A 16,395-nucleotide genomic window follows, 5' to 3' on the forward strand; every position below is an offset into this window, starting at 1 on the left:
ATCAGGGGCAGATGACACCTCAGTTTCGCGCCCTCTCCGTTCACCTGCTCACCGCCACCGGTGCGGTGTTTGCAATCCTCGCCATGCTGGCTGCGGCTGATGCCAAGTGGAGCCTGATGTTTGTCTGGCTCGTCGTGGCCTTTGCCGTGGATGGTATTGATGGGCCGCTGGCCCGCCACTATGAGGTGAAACGCTATGCGCCGGAGTTTGACGGCGTGCTGCTCGATCTGATCATCGACTATCTCACCTATGTGTTCATTCCGGCCTTTGCCCTGTTCAAATCCGGCCTGATGGCAGGCTGGACCGGCTGGATGGCGCTGATCGTGATCACCTTTGCCAGTGCCTTGTATTTTGCCGACACCCGGATGAAGACCAAGGACAACTCCTTTTCCGGTTTTCCGGGATGCTGGAACATGCTGGTGCTGGTCATCTTTGCGCTGGAGCCGAGCCATTGGACCAGCCTGGTTCTGGTCACCCTCCTGGCGATTGCCATGTTCCTGCCGCTGAAGTTCATTCACCCGGTCCGCACCGAACGCTGGCGCAAGGTGTCGCTGCCGGTGGCGCTGGCCTGGACCTTCTTTGCCGGTTGGGCCGCCTGGGTGGATTTCCACCCGCAGAGCTGGGCACATTGGGGGCTGGTGCTGACTTCGATCTATCTGATCTTTGTCGGTATCGCCCAGCAGATCGTGCCGGAGCGCGAGGCCTGAGCCTCAGCCGCTGACGGGGGCATGCCGCCCTACGATATTTGCAAAAAATGACCGCTGTGGTCAGATCAGCAGGCCGGCCGCGCCTTCGTGGCGCAGCAGGGCCACCTTTGTTTCCACACCGCCCGCACCGGAAAACCCGCCCAGCCCGCCCGCGCCCAGAACCCGGTGGCAGGGGATGATCACCGGGATCGGATTGGCTCCGCAGGCATTGCCCACCGGCTGCGCGGCGGCGCCAAGCTCCCGCGCGATTTCACCATAGGTGCGGGTCTCCCCCAGCGGAATCGCCGACATGGCAGCACAGACCCGGCGCTGAAAATCGCTGCCCGCCACCGCCAGCGGCAGGTCGAATTCCGTCAGTTCATGGGCAAAATAGGCGCGCAGCTGGGCAAGCGCCCGCTCCGTCAGCGCCGAAGCCGACGCTCCGGCGGGCGCCGTTGACCAGTCCAGCCGGACAATGGCCCCGTCCCGCTCGGTCACACAAAGCCAGCCGACCGGCGTGTCGAGACCGGCCTGAGCGATATGCTGTGTCGCGGTTGCAGAGAGCTGCCCGGTCACGATGATCCCTTATTGCTGCGGCGGCACGCCTCAACGTCGCTGGCCGCCCGGATCGCAGCACCAGGGGCTGCTGATCCCATCCGCCGACTCTCTGCGCGATGGCCACCGCCGTCAAGGCAATGCCCGATCCGGGGCCGTCAGGATCCTAACCTTTTGGATAGGAACCTATGCCTTCGGCGCTGTCGGCTACCCACAGGAGCGCATGCAATTTCGCCAAATTTTAGTAAAGATGGGTCTCAAGTTGTTAAGAAGGTCAGTCACCATGCAGATCACCGGTCAATCAAATGTCAGCGTGTACCGTATGCTGAGCGGACATATGAATGGGCAGCAGGCCGCGCAGGCGGGCCAGCCCGGTGAGCAGACGGGTGGCCTGGAGAGTGTCGCATCGGTCGCCAAGAAAGCGGCAGCCACATCGACACAGGCAGCGTTGACCGGACCGAGCGAAGGAGCAAGCATGATGGCAGGCACCCAGTATCTACGTTCAGTGGTTCAACAGAAACTGCAGGATCTGCAGTCGGGCTACCACGCCGGGCCGCTTCCGGTCAGCGAGGTGATCGCCCAGAACCAGTATCGTGCCGCCCAGCGGGTGATCGGCTGAGGCATCCGGGAGGTTCACCCCGGCAGGCCACGCCCCGCCGCGCCGACTGCGGAACAGCAGCACAAAGAGATTTCATAGAAACCCCCGGCGTTTGTTGACAGGGGCCCCTGTCGCGGACGTCCAAAAGAAGCGCGCCGCCCGCCCCATCTAGGAGCGGGCGGCGCGCAGATCCCTGACGGGATCTGTGATCACCACAGGCGAGACGGGCGGACATCAAACCCGCCCGCGCCCAGTCTTAGCGCGGCTCAGCCAAGCGCCGCATCACAGCGGCCGCAGACGCCCGCATGGCTGTGGTTGCCCACATCCGGCAGGATTTTCCAGCAGCGCTGGCACTTATCACCATCGGCCTTCTCGAACACCACCGACACGCCGTCCACCTCGGGCATGCGGAAGGCTTCGGCCGGGGCCGGATCACCGCTGAGCACGATATCGGAGGTGATGCAGACATCGGCGAAATTCACCGATTTCAGCGCTGCCAGAACCTCAGCGTCGCGCACATGCACCACCGGCGCGGCCTCCAGTGAGGCGCCGATCACCTTGTCGACGCGCTGCACCTCAAGAGCGGCGGTAACGACGCGGCGGGCCTGACGGACCTTGGCCCATTTCGCAGCCAGCGGCTCATTCAGCCAATCGGCCGGGGTTGTCGGGATATCCTGAAGATGCAGCGAGCTGTCATCGCCAGGGAACCGCTCCAGCCAGACCTCTTCCATGGTGAAGACCAGGATCGGGGCCAGCCATGTGGTCAGCCGGTGGAACAGGATATCCAGCACCGTGCGGGCCGCACGGGCGTTCAGCGTGTCGCCGTCACAGTAGAGCGCGTCCTTGCGGATATCGAAATAGAAGGCCGACAGATCCACGGTGGCAAAGTTGAACACCGCCGAGAACACACCCTGGAAATCAAAGGCCTGATAGCCGGTGCGGACCTTGTGATCCAGCTCCGCCAGACGGTGCAGAACCCATTGTTCCAGCTCGGGCATATCGGCCGGATCCACGCGCTGATCTTCGGAGAAATCCGCAAGGCTGCCGAGCATGTAGCGCATGGTATTGCGCAGGCGGCGATAGCTGTCGGCGACACCTTTGAGGATTTCCGCCCCGATCCGCTGGTCGGCGGTGTAGTCGGTCTGTGCCACCCAGAGACGCAGGATATCGGCGCCATACTGCTGGACGATCTTCTCGGGCACAATGGTGTTGCCGAGCGATTTGGACATCTTGTTGCCCTTCTCGTCCAGCGTGAATCCATGGGTGACCACGTTGCGATAGGGCGCGCGGCCCTTGGTGCCACAGGCCTGCAACAGCGAGGAGTGGAACCAGCCGCGATGCTGGTCGGTGCCTTCCATATAGACGTCCGCGATACCGTCCTCGGTGCCGTCCTCGCGGTCACGCAGCACAAAGGCGTGGGTGGAGCCACTGTCGAACCAGACGTCGAGCACGTCAAACACCTGATCGTAATCGTCGGGGTTCGCGATGCCGTCGAGCATCTTCTCCTTGAAGCCATCCGTGTACCAGATATCGGCGCCATGTTCCTCAAACGCGGCCACGATGCGGGTGTTCAGCTCCTCATTGCGCAGGAGGAAATCGGAATCTGTCGGCAGCACGTCCTTCTTCACGAAGCAGGTGAGCGGCACGCCCCAGGCGCGCTGGCGCGACAGCACCCAGTCCGGGCGGCTTTCGATCATCGAATAGAGGCGGTTCCGGCCGGTCTGCGGCGTCCAGTGCACCAGCTGGTCGATGGAATTCAGCGCGCGGGTGCGGATGGTATCGCCCATCTCGCCCATGCCGTCGTCCAGCTCGCGGTCCACGGAGGCAAACCACTGCGGGGTGTTGCGGAACACGATCGGTGCCTTGGAGCGCCAGGAATGCGGGTAGCTGTGGGTGATGCGGCCACGGGCGATAATGCCGCCGGCCTCGACCAGCTTGGCGATCACGGCGGTGTTGGCCTTGCCTTCCTTGCCCTTCTTGTCAAAGATCTGAAGCCCGGCAAAGAACGGCACATGCGACAGGAATTCGGATTCCTCGCCCACGTTGTGGGTCATCCGGTCGATCCAGTTGCGCGCGACGAAACACTCATAGTCATCCGCACCATGGCTGGGCGCGGTGTGGACAAAGCCGGTGCCTGCATCATCGGTGACATGGTCGCCGTCGATCATCGGCACGTCATAATCCCAGAAGCCGTTCGCGCCCTCGATACCATTGAAGGGGTGTTTACAGATCAGCCCTGCAAATTCGGAGGCCTCGACATCGCGGACCTTGGTGAATTCGGTGACGCGGGATTTGCCAAGCGCATCCTCGGCCAGCGCGTTTGCAAAGAGATAGAGATCACCGGGGTTGGTCCAGCTTTCCTCTTCGGTGGCGTCCACACGATAGAGGCCGTAAGCGACCTTCGGATTGAAGGCGACGGCCTTGTTCGACGGGATCGTCCAGGGGGTGGTGGTCCAGATCACCACGCGGGCATCGGCCAGATCGCCGGTCGCATTGGCAAAGCCGAAGGGCACCCAGATGGTGTGCGATTTATGGTCGTGATACTCGATCTCGGCCTCAGCCAGCGCGGTTTTCTCAACCGGCGACCACATCACGGGTTTGGAGCCCTGATAGAGCGTGCCGTTCATCAGGAACTTCATGAATTCATCCGCGATCACCGCTTCGGCGTGGAAATCCATTGTGATATAAGGATCAGCCCAGTTGCCGGTGATGCCAAGGCGTTTGAATTCCTCGCGCTGGATATCAATCCAGCCTTCGGCGAACTTGCGGCATTCCTGACGGAAATCGACGACGTTCACCTCGTCCTTGTTCTTGCCCTTCTTGCGGTACTGCTCTTCGATCTTCCATTCGATCGGCAGGCCGTGGCAATCCCAGCCCGGCACGTAGCGCGCGTCAAAGCCCATCATCTGGTGCGAGCGGACGATCATGTCCTTGATCGTCTTGTTCAGCGCGTGGCCGATATGCAGGTGACCGTTGGCGTAAGGGGGGCCGTCATGCAGGGTGAAGGGCTTGCGCTCGGCATCGGTGCCCTTGGCGGCGGCGGCCTTTTCGCGAAGTTTGTCATAGACGCCAATCTGCGCCCAACGCTCCAGCCAGCCCGGCTCACGCTTGGGCAGGCCCGCGCGCATCGGGAAATCGGTTTTGGGCAGATTGAGGGTGTCTTTGTACTCAGGCGTCTGAGGCGTGTCGGCACACATGTGCAGCGTCCTTTGGATGATCTGGTCGTATTTTGGGATATTCGGTTCGGTGCGATGGCTCAAGCACCTTTGCCCGGCGGCTCACGTGGTCAGAGCGCCGGGGATATAATTCGAATAATGATGGCCGCAACATGGGACATGAGGGCCTTATAGGCAGGAGCGGCAGGCGGGTAAAGCGGCAGTTGTGCCGCACTGCGATGAGGGCTGTGCCCGTTCCGCACGGGGTGGGACGGGCGCTGCCCGGCCTGCGGCCAGGCAATAAGTAAGAACTAACGTACCAGCCAGATACCCAGATCCGGACGCGCCAGCATCAGCCAGAGGATCATCAGCACCGCAGCAAAGGCGGGAATGCCGCAAGCAAACCAGATAGCGAACAGCCGGTGATAGCGCGCTGGCAGCGCCTCTCCCGCCGCGGCTGCCGCCCGCGCCAGATTGCGCAGCCGCAGCTGGATCCAGACCACCGGCAGCCAGAACAGCCCGGTCAGCAAATAAAGCCCCATCGAAAGCGCCAGCCAGCCGGCGCTCAGCGGCCAGCCCAACCGCCAGGCCAGCAGCCCGCCGGTGATTGGCTGCGCAATCACGGCTGTGGCGGTGAACAGCAGGTCAGCCAGCACCACCACGCTGGCGGTGTGGGCAATCAGTGCGGCATCCCGTGTCCGGTGTGCCATCAGCATGAAAAAGGCGATGCCCGCGCCGGTGCCCAGCAGCACGCAGGCGCCGATCACATGCAGCCAGCGCAAGGCAAGGTCCAGGTCCATCTCAGCGCTCCTGCAGCAGCTGATGGGTGATCAGCGCCAGCAGCAGCCCCGGCAGCACCTTGACCAGCGGCCCCAGCGGATCCGCCCACATCTGCGGGGTGACCGCCGTGGCTGCAGTCAGGTAGATCAGCGAAACCGCTGCCATCCCCAGGCAGGCCCGCGCCGCCCAGGGCCGCCACAGGATGGCCAGCCCCAGGGCGATGTCGGCAAGCGACCAGAAGGCGACGCTGGCTTTCGCCGGCGGGCTGCCCCAGCCTGCATCCGCCAGCACCTTGGCGGCAGCCTCCAGCTGCCAAAGGCCGACCACGCCCGAGGCCAGCCAGAACAGGCTCAGCACCGCGACGGCGGCCGGCATCAGCAGCGCCATCCGCGCGTCCAGCCGCTGGGCGCGTCCCGAAGGCAGCGGCTGATAGATGGCCTTGAGCGAGGCAATCCCCTGCCCCATGGCGGCCCGGTACGGTGCGGGATCGCCGCGCACACCGCTCCGGATTTCGGCCATTGCGGTGGATCGCAGCGGGGAACGCCAGCCCAGCCGCCCCAATGCGTCAGCACATCCCGCCACCGACGGCAGCAGCCAGTCCGGCAAACGCAGCAGCCAGCCCGCCGGGGCAAACCCCAGCCACGCCCGGGTCTCTGCCAGCACCTCCGCCAGGGTTTGCGGCTGATCCTCCACCAGATCAAAGGTGCCTTGCGGCAGCTCCCCCCGCAGCGCGGCAACCACCGCCGCGGCCAGATCAGCCATGCCGATGCATTGCACCGGCGCGTCTGCCAGCGCCACGGGCTGCACCAAGGGCACCGCCGCCAGCATCCGCAGCAGACCCGTGCCGCCATAGGCATTTTGCCCGATCACCAACCCCGGCTTCAGGATCCTCAGCGGCACACCAGCGGCCTGCAAGGCGGCATCCCCGCGCCCCTTGCTGCGCATGAACTCTGTCCCGGCATCCGGACCTGCACCGGCCGCTGAAATCTGCACCACGGCGATGTTCCGCTCTGCACAAGCCACCCCCAGGGCAGCAATGGCCGTGTGATGCACGGCCTCCAGCTCGCCCGGCGCCATATCTTGCAGAATGCCAGCGCAGTTGACCACAGCGTCCGCGCCCTGCAGCAGCGGCACCCACTCTTCGGGCTGCAAAAGCTGCAGCAAGTCACCCTGCACAAACGGCACACCCGGCAGCACCCGGGCAGCCTGCACGGCGCTGCGGCCCAGGCCGGTCACATGCATTCCAGCGGCCCGCAGGGCGCGTACCACCTCGGTCCCGATAAACCCGTAGGCGCCCAGAACCAGCACCCGCTTTGCGCTCTCCGCCATCAATGAATGCCTTTTTCTGAAACATCTCCCGCTCACCATAACGGCAGCAGCCGCAGGCGCCAGCAGAGGCTTGAACAAGCGCTGCGTCAGAGACGCCCCCTTCCCTTGGTCTCTGCTTCAGCATATCTAGCGGCAGATGGCAGGCCGAAGCAGACAATGACCGAAACCACAACACAGAACCCGCTGGCGCGGTTCGAGATCACCGCAGAGCAGATCGCTCATGTGGTGGATGTGTTTTATTCCCGCGTGCGGACCCATGCGGTGCTCGGCCCGGTGTTTGCCGCCCATGTCGAGGATTGGCCTGAGCATGAGGAGAAGATCAGCCGGTTCTGGCGCAATGCGATCCTGCGGGAGAAATGCTATAGCGGCAATCCGATGCGGGTGCATGTCAGCAGGCCGGATGTGAAGGCGGAGCATTTCCCGCTCTGGCTGGGGCTGTTTCACGAGGTGTTGCAGGCGGAGCTGCCGGAACGGACAGCGCTGCAATGGGGCGCGCTGGCGGATCGGATTGGCGAGGGGTTTCGCACCGGGATCGTCGCCATGCGCCAGCCCAAAGATGCGCCACCGAAGCTGTTCTGATCCCGGAGGACGGCGGCTCTCCCGCCTCTGCGGCGGCGCTCTGGCGGGGCCAGAGCCACCTGGCAGCCTTGGGCGTGGCTCATGCTGCGCATGAGCCTCAGGCCTGCCTATTGATCCTTGGAGAACAGGCCGGTCAGGGCGCGCTGGATGACCTTACGGGTGCTTGGCTTCTGCGCCTTTGAGAAGGCCATCGGGCGGCAGACCTCCATCGCGGCGATGCCAACGCGGGCGGAGAGCGCGCCGTTCACCAGCCCTTCGCCAAAGCGGCGCGAGAGTTTCGACAACAACGATCCGCCCAGCACCGGCTCCAGCAGGTCATCGCCAACGGCCACGGCGCCGGTGGCGACCAGATGGGATAGCACAGCGCGGGTGAGCCGCCAGGAGCCGAGAAAACCGGACCGCCCGCCGTAGATATCGGCAATGCGGCGGATCATCCGCAATGAGGTCACAAGCGCGGTCACCACATCGGCCAGCGCCAGCGGCACCAGTGCGGTGACCGTGGCGACCTGACGTGCGCCACCTTCGACTACGCGCAGGGCGCGGGCATCCAGCGGCGCCAGCAGCTCCGCCTCGGCCAGTTGCAGCAGCGCGTCGGCATCCATGATATCGGCCTTGCGCTCGCTAAGCCGGGCCAGCCCCCAGGCGAGATCCTTGCGGCCGCGATAGAACCGTTCCAGCCCGGAGACATAGCTGCGCGCAGCCTTGAGATCGGCGGTGGCATCGGCGGTCCGGGCATCCGCCGCCGGCAGGGGCTGCGCAGCGCGCAGGCTTTCGACCCGGCGCAGGCGCGACAGCGCGGCCAGTTCGCGCAGACCCATCAGTAGCGCCAGCAGCAGGGCGATGGCAAAGCCTGCGCTGATGGCCCATCCCAGAAGCGGCAGGCGGTCGATCAGCCCGGTGGTGAAATCCCAGGCCGCGACGGAGATGACGGCACCTATGAGGGCCGTCAGACAGGCCCAGAACCAGCGCGCCAGCCGGGAGGGGCGACGGCTGGCCAGCTCCGCCGCCTGTGCCAGCGCGGGCTGTGGCAGGTTGCTGCTGGCGCCATCCAGATCAGGCACCGGTGGTGCGGCGGTCACATCCGGTGCGGCATCTGCCGTGGCGCTGTCGGAGAGGTCAAAAAGAACGGCGTCCTTGCGGGTCATGCTCTGTCCTTTGATGTGGCGGACGGCCGGGCCTGCGCCGCCGGTCGGGGACCAGCGGCGGGCTGCGGCGTCGGCCAGAGATACTGGATATCCGGCAGGCGCTCATCATTGGTGGCCCCATCGCTGCGCGACTGCTCCCCGAAGCCTTCGCGCCGGTAGAACCGCTGCGCCCCCTCATTGGCCTGATGGGTCCAGAGCTGCAGCGGCGACTGCACCGATTTGGCATAGTCCAGCAGCAGGCGTCCCAGCCCCTGCCCGCGTGCACGCTGCCGGATGTAGAGCGCACAGATCGTGGCGCCGTCCCGCGCCAGAAAGCCTTCGATCCGGCCGCCGATCTGCACCACGGTGACCCAGCCGCGATCAATCATGATCCCGCAGAAGCCAATCGCCTCGGCACCGGTATGGCGTTTGGGCATCCATGGCGTGTCGACTTCGAACCCGTGCAGGATTTCGGCAATCTTGCCTGCGTCAGTGCTGCGGGCCGGGCGCAGCGCGGGCGGTGGATCAGACTGTGCGACACAGGTCAAAGGCGGTCTCCGATCAGGAATTCTGCCGCCCGGTCGAGGCGGATGTGAGGTGGGCCGTCGCCCGGACGCAGGGTGAGCGGAGCCGGGGCGAAGGCCATGGCCTGATAATCGCCGTCGAGCCAGGTCTCTGCGCCCTGCCGGGCCGGGGTCAGCAGATGCGAGGGATCCTGCGGCAATGCGCCGGGATAAAAGGCCGCAGGCTTGCCGCTGTCCAGAAGCGTGCCACGCACGCAGGGCAGCTCGATCCCGTTGTGGTGGCGCAGCTCCTCCGTCGTCGCGCGCAGGGCGGCAAGCGACAGCGCCGCCGTCTCGGCCCCGGCGAAGCGGGCCCGGTCGCGGGCATCGCGGGTCAGCGCCTCGATGATGGCGGTCAGCTGCGGATGCTGCTGGTGATGCAGGTGATCGGCCTTGGTCGCCGCGAACAGGATCTTTTCCACCCGCTTGCCGCGCAGGATCTGGCGCAGAAACCCGTTGCGACCGGGACGGAAGGCGGCAAGGATATCGGTCATCGCGTGGCGCAGATCGTCGACCGCGCGGGGGCCGGAATGGATCGCGCTGAGGGCATCGACCAGCACCACTTGCCGGTCGATGCGGGCGAAATGATCGCGAAAGAAGGGTTTCACGACCTTCGACTTATAGGCCTCAAACCGGCGTTCCATCTCGCGGTGAAGCGACCGGCGCGGGGCGCTATCGCAAAGCGGGACCGGCGCGAAGGTCAGCACCGGCGACCCGGCCAGATCCCCCGGCAACAGGAAGCGCCCCGGTGTGCAGTCATAGTAGCCGGCGGCACGGGCCGCCTGCAGATAGGCGGCAAAGGCCGCGGTCAGATCCTGCGCCAGCGGTTCGTCATGGGGGGCTGTGGCGTCAACCTTCTGCGCGAGGTCCAGAAACGCCGCCGCCTGCGACCGACTGCGGATGCGGGTCAGCACCTCATCGCACCACTGGGCGTATGTCTTGTCCAGCAGCGCCAGATCCAGGAGCCATTCACCGGGATAATCGACAATGTCCAGATGCAGGGTGCGTGGTCCCTGAAAGCCCGACAGCAGACCGTTTGGCTGCACCTTCAGACTGAGGCGCAGTTCGGAGACGGCCCGCGTGCTGTCGGGCCAGAAGGGGCGCGGCCCGGTCAGGGCGCCAAGATGGTTTTCGTAGTCAAATCGGGGCACGGTATCATCGGGCTGGGGTTGCAGAAACGCCGTCTCGACCCGCCCTTCGCGCACCGCCGAGAGCTGCACCATCCGCCCCCGGTTCATCAGGTTGGCCACCAGTGAGGTGATGAACACGGTCTTGCCGGCGCGGGCAAGACCCGTGACGCCAAGGCGGATCGACGGTTCAAACAGGCTCTCCGAAAGGGCGGCGCCCGCCTCTTCGACGCTGCGCAAGACCCCGTCTGCCAGTGATGATAATCCCAAAGGTTTGCCCCGTCTTGCCGACCCTTTGCGGGGTCAGATCCTTGTTCGATTTGATCAAGATAAGGGCTGACCGGGTATGATACCACCCCGGCAGGCCGCCATCCGGGACTTGTGCCGCCGCGATTGCCGCGTTACTTGCCCGCTCATGCCGCGTTTTGCTTTGAAAGTCGAATATCACGGCGCACCCTTTGCCGGGTGGCAGCGCCAGAAGGATCAGCCCTCGGTTCAGGGGGCGATCGAGGATGCGCTTGCGCGGCTCGAACCCGGCCCCCATACCATTGCCGCAGCAGGCCGCACCGATACCGGGGTGCATGGTCTGGGTCAGGTGGCCCATTGCGACATGGAAAAGGACTGGGATCCCTTCCGCCTGTCCGAGGCGCTGAATTACCATCTGAAGCCTGCCCCCGTGGCGATTGTGGATTGCGCCCGTGTGGACGACGATTGGCACGCGCGGTTCTCGGCCATTGAGCGGCAGTATCTGTTCCGCATCCTGATCCGCCGCGCGCCTGCCACCCATGACGCCGGACAGGTCTGGCAGCTGAGCCATGATCTGGATGCAGACGCCATGCAGGAGGCCGCGCACCATCTGATCGGCCAGCATGATTTCACCACGTTTCGCTCCTCAATCTGCCAGGCGGCCAGCCCGCTCAAGACGCTGGACGAGCTGCGCGTCGAACGGGTTCAGGGCTTTTCGGGGCCGGAGATCCATTTCCATGTGCGGGCGCGGTCGTTCCTGCACAATCAGGTGCGCAGTTTTGTCGGCACGCTGGAGCGGGTCGGCGCCGGAGCCTGGTCGCCTGAGGATGTGAAATCTGCGCTTGAGGCGACGGACAGGGCCGCCTGTGGACCGGTCTGCCCGGGGCATGGGCTCTATCTTGCGCGGGTCGGATATCCTGACGACCCCTTCTCCGCAACCTGACAAACTGCTGTAATAGTTTCAGAAATCACCTTTCACGGCAGCGGCGATCCGCTGTTGCGGAGGGCGGCATATTTTTTCAGTTTTTTTGGCGCCCTACGGGAACCAACCGTTCGGTTACGCGTTTCGTCACAGATCATATGCTTAATCGGTGGGTGATGACGTGGAAAAAGAGATGGAACTTCTTGGTACTTTGCTGCGGCATTCCACGTTGCCGCTGTCGCTGATCAATCCCGAAGCCGAGGAGCTGGAGCTGGTTTTTGTCAACCGGGCCTTTGAACAGGCAACGGGCTACCGGGCGCAGGATGTGATCGACCGGCCGTGCCCGCTGTTCCAGGGCCCTGCGGTTCAGGAAAGTTCGGTGAGCCTGCTGAAACACGCCCGCGATATGTGCAGACGCGGGTCGCAAACGCTGTGGAACTACAATGCCGAGGGCGAGCCCTTTGAATGTCTGACCTATATCGACCCGATCACCGTTTCACCGGGCAATGTGGTCCTGCTGGGCTGTCACTTTCCGCTGTCGCCGCAGCTGTCATCATCACCGCCGCCGACGGCCAACCGCGAGGATGCTGGCGCGCCGCAAGCTGAGGCAGAGAGAGCCGCCGATGGTGGTTCGAACCGGGCCGAGGAAGTGATTGGCCTTCAGGATCAGAAAGATGAGCTGCTGGACTATGCCCGCAAGGCGCTGATGCGCTGTCTGGAGATGCGCCGCAACACGCTCTACAGCCGGATTGATCTCTACTTCAATCGCCGTCGCGGCAATCTTCTGGGAGCGGAACCGCAGGATGTCGATGCCGCCGCCATGGCCCGCGATCCGTTGCTGGGACCGCGGGCGAGTCAGGCCTGACGACCCGGCCCGCATTCAGTGATCAGGCCGTCGGCTGACGGCCAGAGCGACGTTTTCAGCCGCGACCGCGATAGGGCGGCACGCCCTGATCCGGGATCCAGACGCCCTCCGGCAGCGGTCCGGTCTGCCAGAAGACATCAATCGGAATGCCGCCACGCGGGTACCAATAGCCGCCGATCCGCAGCCACTGCGGCTCAAGGTAATCGGCCAGCCGACGCGCAATGGACACGGTGCAATCTTCGTGGAAGGCGCCGTGGTTGCGGAAGGAGCCCAGAAACAGCTTGAGCGATTTGCTCTCGACCAGCCATTTGCCCGGCACGTAGTCGATGACCAGATGGGCAAAATCGGGCTGGCCGGTCATCGGGCAGAGTGATGTGAACTCCGGCGCGGTGAAGCGCACGTTGTAGGCGACGTCGGCCTGCGGGTTCTGCACCCGCTCCAGCTCTGCTTCGTCGGGGTTGCTGGGCATTACGGTCGCGCCGCCCAGCTGTTTCAGATCCTTGTAGATATCGTCACTCATCTTCTTTTCTCCTCAGGTCTCTCGGCCTAGACACCGCGTTTGTTGCCCCAGACCAGCACATGAAGCTGTGGCAGCACACGGGGGGTAAACCAGCGGTCTCCGGTTACCTTTTCAATCAGCCATTGCAGACGTTCCGTGGCGGCGGTCAGGTCCACCGGTTTATCCGGGTCCACCTCCGGGTTGCCGGGTTGCAGGTAGAGCGGCAGGTCCGGCAGGCGTTTTGCAACGGCCCGCGCCCAGTCATAATCCCGGTCGTCGAAGATCACGATCTTTACCACGGTTTGCCCGCACCCCTTTGCAGCCTGAAGGCAGTGGTCAAATTTCTGCCAATCCACCTTATGGCCGCTGGAGGGTGGTTTCGGGCTGAGCACCAGCGTGTCCAGCTGGGCAAACCAGGGCTGGTTGATCGAGCCCTGCGTCTCGCAGGCAAAGCGATAGCCCTCGGCCTTTCCCCGTGCGATCAGCTCGGCAAAGTCCTGAATGGCCGGGTTGCCACCCGAGAGCGAGACGGTCAGCGGCTGACCGCCGCTGAGCTGCGTGACCTCTGCCCAGACATCGCTGGTGGTCATCGGGATCCAGGTCTCGCGGTATTTGCTGTCAACCGCGTGGAGACTGTCGCACCAGCTGCATCGGTAATCGCAGCCGCCAGTGCGGACAAAGACGGTCGGCTCCCCGATCAGGGCGCCTTCTCCCTGGATCGTGGGTCCGAAGATTTCGGCAATGCGCAGGCTCATGGTCGGTACTCGGCCCATGTTTTCGGGGTCTCCGATACCCGCACCGCAGCGGTTTCGGGCCAGCGCGCGACACACCATTCGTAGAAATGACGGGCCATGTTCTCGGCGGTCGAGGGGCCGTCCATCACATCGTTCAGATGGCGATGATCAAAGCTGCCGTCGATGTAATTCTTCAGCGGTGCCAGCTCGTGATAATCGCGGACAAAACCGTCGCTGTTCAACTTGGCGCCGGCCAGTTCGACCACGACGATGTAATTGTGCCCATGCAGCCGCGCGCATTGGTGATCAGCTGGCAGATGGGTCAGCTGATGTGAAGCGGAGAAGTGGAACTCCTTGGTAATGCGGAACATCAGGCGGCCCCTTCCTTGATGGCTGTGCGCCAGAAATCGGGGTCCGCGTAAACTGTCGGATCCTCAACGCCTGCCAGATCGAAGGCCTCACGGCGTTCAACGCAGGTGCCGCAGCGCCCGCAATGATGTTCGCCACCCTTGTAGCAGGACCAGGTCTCGGCAAAGGGCGTGTTCACCGCCGCACCTGCGGTGACAATGTCGCCTTTGGAGCGATGCACGAACGGTGTCACCAGCGCCACGTCGGCATAGCCATCCAGCGCCATGCGCTGCATCGCGTCAAAAGCATCGGTGAAGGCCGGGCGGCAGTCCGGGTAAATGAAGTGATCGCCGCCATGCACCGCCGTTGCCACAGCCGTGTCGCCCTTGGCGGCGGCAATCCCGTAGGCAATGGTTAGCATGATGGCATTGCGGTTGGGCACCACCGTAACCTTCATGGTCTCTTCGGCGTAGTGGCCATCCGGTACATCAATATCGTCCGTCAGGGCAGAGCCGCTGAGTGCCGCGCCGATCGAACGCATATCAATGATCTCGTGGGGAACCCCGAGCCGCTCTGCGCAGGCGGCAGCATAGTCGAGTTCCTTGCGGTGGCGCTGTCCGTAGTCGAATGAGACAAGGCGCGACAGCTGCCCTTTGGCAGCGAGTACATGGGCGAGGGATACCGAATCCAATCCGCCCGAGCAGATGACAAGTGTTTTCAAGTTTTCAGTCCTTGTTTTGATATCCGGGTAGGCTGCGACCGGAAAGGCGTGCGTATAGCGACTGCGGTTAACTACGGCAAGATATCCACAGTATTTTTCCGCGACGTCAGATCAGCCGATGATCTGACCAGTTCACGCGGTGAAATCTCATTCTTTCAACGGATTGGGCTTAACATGAGAAAGGCGCCCTCCACCGGGAGCGCGCCTGACTATTTCTGGAGGCCTATTTTTTTGGTCGGAGCCTCGCCGCTCAGCCCGGATTGGGGGGCAAGCGTTAACCCAGATTCTCCTGACTGTAGGCTTTCAGCTCGGCGCGGGCGACCTGCCTGCGGTGCACCGCATCCGGCCCATCGGCAAGGCGCAGGGTGCGCACATGGGTCCAGGCCTGCGCCAGCGGCGTGTCCTGGCTGATGCCCTGCCCTCCGTGAATCTGCACCGCCTCGTCGATCACCTTCAACGCGACACGGGGGGCAACCACCTTGATCTGGCTGATCCAGGGTGCTGCGGCGCGTGCATCGCCCTGATCCATGTACCATGCCGCCTTGAGACAGAGGAGCCGGGCCATTTCGATCTCCATCCGGCATTCGGCGATGATATCGTAGTTGGCGCCAAGCTGGGCCAGCGGCTTGCCAAAGGCCTCGCGGCGCAGCGAGCGGCGGCAGAGCTGTTCCAGCGCGCTTTCGGCCTGGCCGATGGCGCGCATACAATGGTGAATGCGCCCCGGCCCAAGACGGCCCTGCGCGATTTCAAATCCGCGCCCCTCGCCCAGCAGCATGTTTTCAGCAGGCACACGCACGTCTGAGAAGCGGATGTGCATATGGCCGTGGGGGGCGTCATCGTGACCGTAGACCTCCATCGGGCGCAGCACCTCGATCCCCGGTGCATCCGCAGGCACCACGATCATCGACTGGCGCTTGTGTTTGGGCAGCTCGTCGCCGCCGGTGCGCACCATGACGATATAGACCTTGCAGCGCGGATCCCCTGCCCCTGAGGCCCACCATTTTTCGCCGTTCAGCACATAGTCATCGCCGTCGCGCAGGCAGGACATGGCGATATTGGTGGCGTCCGAGCTGGCGACATCCGGCTCCGTCATCAGATAGGCCGAGCGGATCTCGCCCTGAAGGAGCGGCGCCAGCCATTGCTGTTTCATCGCCTCGGTGCCGTAGCGCTCAAACACTTCCATATTGCCGGTGTCGGGCGCGGAGCAGTTGAACACCTCTGCCCCCAGCGGGGTTTTTCCCATTTCCTCAGCAAAGTAAGCATATTCGACGGTCGAGAGGCCAAAGCCCTTGTCACTGTCGGTGAGCCAGAAATTCCACAGGCCGTCGGCCTTGGCCTTGGCTTTCAGGCCTTCGAGGATCTCGGCCTGCCGATCGGTGTATTGCCAGCGATCCCCCTTGCCGATCTCGGCATGATACTCGGCCTCCATCGGCATGATCTCGTCGCGGATCATCGCCGCCACCCGATCCAGAAGCGCGCGGTTTTCGCTGCGCATACCCAAGTTCATGTCCATCCCGGCGCCTCTTCGTGTTGTTTCCCTTGGCGGCAGCATGGCGCGGGGGTT

The 16,395-nt window shown here is 63.8% G+C and carries 17 protein-coding genes; 5 read left to right on the forward strand and 12 right to left on the reverse strand.

The window, feature by feature from the left end; genetic code table 11:
- Positions 1 to 11 precede the first annotated feature (11 nt).
- Positions 12 to 707 (forward strand): CDP-alcohol phosphatidyltransferase family protein, encoded by a 696-nt coding sequence (locus VXL81_RS03775; protein WP_340544582.1) that lies wholly within the window; start codon positions 12 to 14, stop codon positions 705 to 707.
- A 60-nt stretch (positions 708 to 767) separates the two neighbouring features.
- Here VXL81_RS03775 and VXL81_RS03780 read toward each other — a convergent pair whose 3' ends face one another.
- Positions 768 to 1,262: a methylated-DNA--[protein]-cysteine S-methyltransferase gene (locus tag VXL81_RS03780; protein ID WP_416534711.1), complete on the reverse strand. Its 495-nt coding sequence runs from the start codon at positions 1,260 to 1,262 to the stop codon at positions 768 to 770.
- Positions 1,263 to 1,464: 202 nt separating this feature from the next.
- On the opposite strand from VXL81_RS03780, the gene VXL81_RS03785 reads away from it, so the two are divergent.
- Positions 1,465 to 1,860: a hypothetical protein gene (locus VXL81_RS03785; RefSeq protein ID WP_374015375.1), complete on the forward strand. Its 396-nt coding sequence runs from the start codon at positions 1,465 to 1,467 to the stop codon at positions 1,858 to 1,860.
- Positions 1,861 to 2,105: 245 nt separating this feature from the next.
- Here the strand turns inward: VXL81_RS03785 and ileS are convergent, their stop codons facing one another.
- The 3 genes from ileS to VXL81_RS03800 all read right to left on the reverse strand — a co-directional run bounded on the left by ileS (position 2,106) and on the right by VXL81_RS03800 (position 7,103).
- Positions 2,106 to 5,036 carry an isoleucine--tRNA ligase gene (ileS, locus tag VXL81_RS03790; RefSeq protein ID WP_416552976.1) on the reverse strand — a complete coding sequence of 977 codons (2,931 nt, stop codon included), beginning with the start codon at positions 5,034 to 5,036 and terminating at the stop codon, positions 2,106 to 2,108.
- A 269-nt stretch (positions 5,037 to 5,305) separates the two neighbouring features.
- Positions 5,306 to 5,794, reverse strand: coding sequence for a DUF2269 family protein (locus tag VXL81_RS03795; RefSeq protein ID WP_416552979.1), 489 nt, complete (start codon positions 5,792 to 5,794; stop codon positions 5,306 to 5,308).
- Position 5,795: 1 nt separating this feature from the next.
- On the reverse strand, positions 5,796 to 7,103 hold the full coding sequence (locus VXL81_RS03800; protein WP_416552981.1) for an SDR family oxidoreductase: 1,308 nt from the start codon (positions 7,101 to 7,103) through the stop codon (positions 5,796 to 5,798).
- Between the two features lie 156 nt (positions 7,104 to 7,259).
- Here VXL81_RS03800 and VXL81_RS03805 point away from each other — a divergent pair, with 156 nt between their 5' ends.
- Positions 7,260 to 7,682 carry a group III truncated hemoglobin gene (locus tag VXL81_RS03805; protein WP_416552983.1) on the forward strand — a complete coding sequence of 141 codons (423 nt, stop codon included), beginning with the start codon at positions 7,260 to 7,262 and terminating at the stop codon, positions 7,680 to 7,682.
- A gap of 107 nt (positions 7,683 to 7,789) precedes the next feature.
- Here VXL81_RS03805 and VXL81_RS03810 read toward each other — a convergent pair whose 3' ends face one another.
- Genes VXL81_RS03810 through VXL81_RS03820 form a run of 3 tightly spaced genes read right to left on the reverse strand, consistent with a single transcriptional unit; the run spans position 7,790 to position 10,766 of the window.
- Complete coding sequence (locus VXL81_RS03810; protein WP_416552985.1) at positions 7,790 to 8,827, reverse strand: YcjF family protein; 1,038 nt, start codon at positions 8,825 to 8,827, stop codon at positions 7,790 to 7,792.
- The gene (locus VXL81_RS03815; RefSeq protein ID WP_416540616.1) at positions 8,824 to 9,354 is read right to left on the reverse strand and encodes a GNAT family N-acetyltransferase; all 531 of its coding nucleotides are present in this window, start codon (positions 9,352 to 9,354) and stop codon (positions 8,824 to 8,826) included. The genes VXL81_RS03810 and VXL81_RS03815 overlap by 4 nt, the downstream gene beginning before the upstream one ends.
- Positions 9,351 to 10,766, reverse strand: a complete 1,416-nt coding sequence (locus tag VXL81_RS03820; protein ID WP_416552987.1) for a YcjX family protein — start codon at positions 10,764 to 10,766, stop codon at positions 9,351 to 9,353. Before VXL81_RS03820 ends, VXL81_RS03815 begins: the two co-directional genes overlap by 4 nt.
- Positions 10,767 to 10,911: 145 nt before the next feature.
- Here VXL81_RS03820 and truA point away from each other — a divergent pair, with 145 nt between their 5' ends.
- Together truA and VXL81_RS03830 are read left to right on the forward strand one after the other, a co-directional pair.
- The gene (gene truA, locus VXL81_RS03825) at positions 10,912 to 11,685 is read left to right on the forward strand and encodes a tRNA pseudouridine(38-40) synthase TruA (RefSeq protein ID WP_416536332.1); all 774 of its coding nucleotides are present in this window, start codon (positions 10,912 to 10,914) and stop codon (positions 11,683 to 11,685) included.
- Between the two features lie 172 nt (positions 11,686 to 11,857).
- Positions 11,858 to 12,529: a PAS domain-containing protein gene (locus tag VXL81_RS03830; protein ID WP_340544569.1), complete on the forward strand. Its 672-nt coding sequence runs from the start codon at positions 11,858 to 11,860 to the stop codon at positions 12,527 to 12,529.
- 55 nt (positions 12,530 to 12,584) lie between these two features.
- On the opposite strand, the gene queF is transcribed toward VXL81_RS03830, so the two are convergent.
- The 5 genes from queF to VXL81_RS03855 form a co-directional block, all read right to left on the reverse strand.
- The gene (gene queF / locus VXL81_RS03835) at positions 12,585 to 13,049 is read right to left on the reverse strand and encodes a preQ(1) synthase (protein ID WP_340544567.1); all 465 of its coding nucleotides are present in this window, start codon (positions 13,047 to 13,049) and stop codon (positions 12,585 to 12,587) included.
- A 26-nt stretch (positions 13,050 to 13,075) separates the two neighbouring features.
- Entirely contained in the window at positions 13,076 to 13,783 is a 708-nt protein-coding gene (gene queE, locus VXL81_RS03840) for a 7-carboxy-7-deazaguanine synthase QueE (protein ID WP_340546281.1), read from the reverse strand.
- Complete coding sequence (gene queD, locus VXL81_RS03845; protein ID WP_260075073.1) at positions 13,780 to 14,133, reverse strand: 6-carboxytetrahydropterin synthase QueD; 354 nt, start codon at positions 14,131 to 14,133, stop codon at positions 13,780 to 13,782. The genes queE and queD overlap by 4 nt, the downstream gene beginning before the upstream one ends.
- On the reverse strand, positions 14,133 to 14,831 hold the full coding sequence (gene queC / locus VXL81_RS03850) for a 7-cyano-7-deazaguanine synthase QueC (protein WP_416537298.1): 699 nt from the start codon (positions 14,829 to 14,831) through the stop codon (positions 14,133 to 14,135). The genes queD and queC overlap by 1 nt, the downstream gene beginning before the upstream one ends.
- A 274-nt stretch (positions 14,832 to 15,105) precedes the next feature.
- Positions 15,106 to 16,344 carry an acyl-CoA dehydrogenase family protein gene (locus tag VXL81_RS03855; RefSeq protein WP_416552989.1) on the reverse strand — a complete coding sequence of 413 codons (1,239 nt, stop codon included), beginning with the start codon at positions 16,342 to 16,344 and terminating at the stop codon, positions 15,106 to 15,108.
- Positions 16,345 to 16,395: the final 51 nt, after the last annotated feature.

It is taken from the genome of Phaeobacter sp. JH204B (genome assembly GCF_048055755.1).
GTDB lineage: Bacteria > Pseudomonadota > Alphaproteobacteria > Rhodobacterales > Rhodobacteraceae > Phaeobacter > Phaeobacter bryozoorum.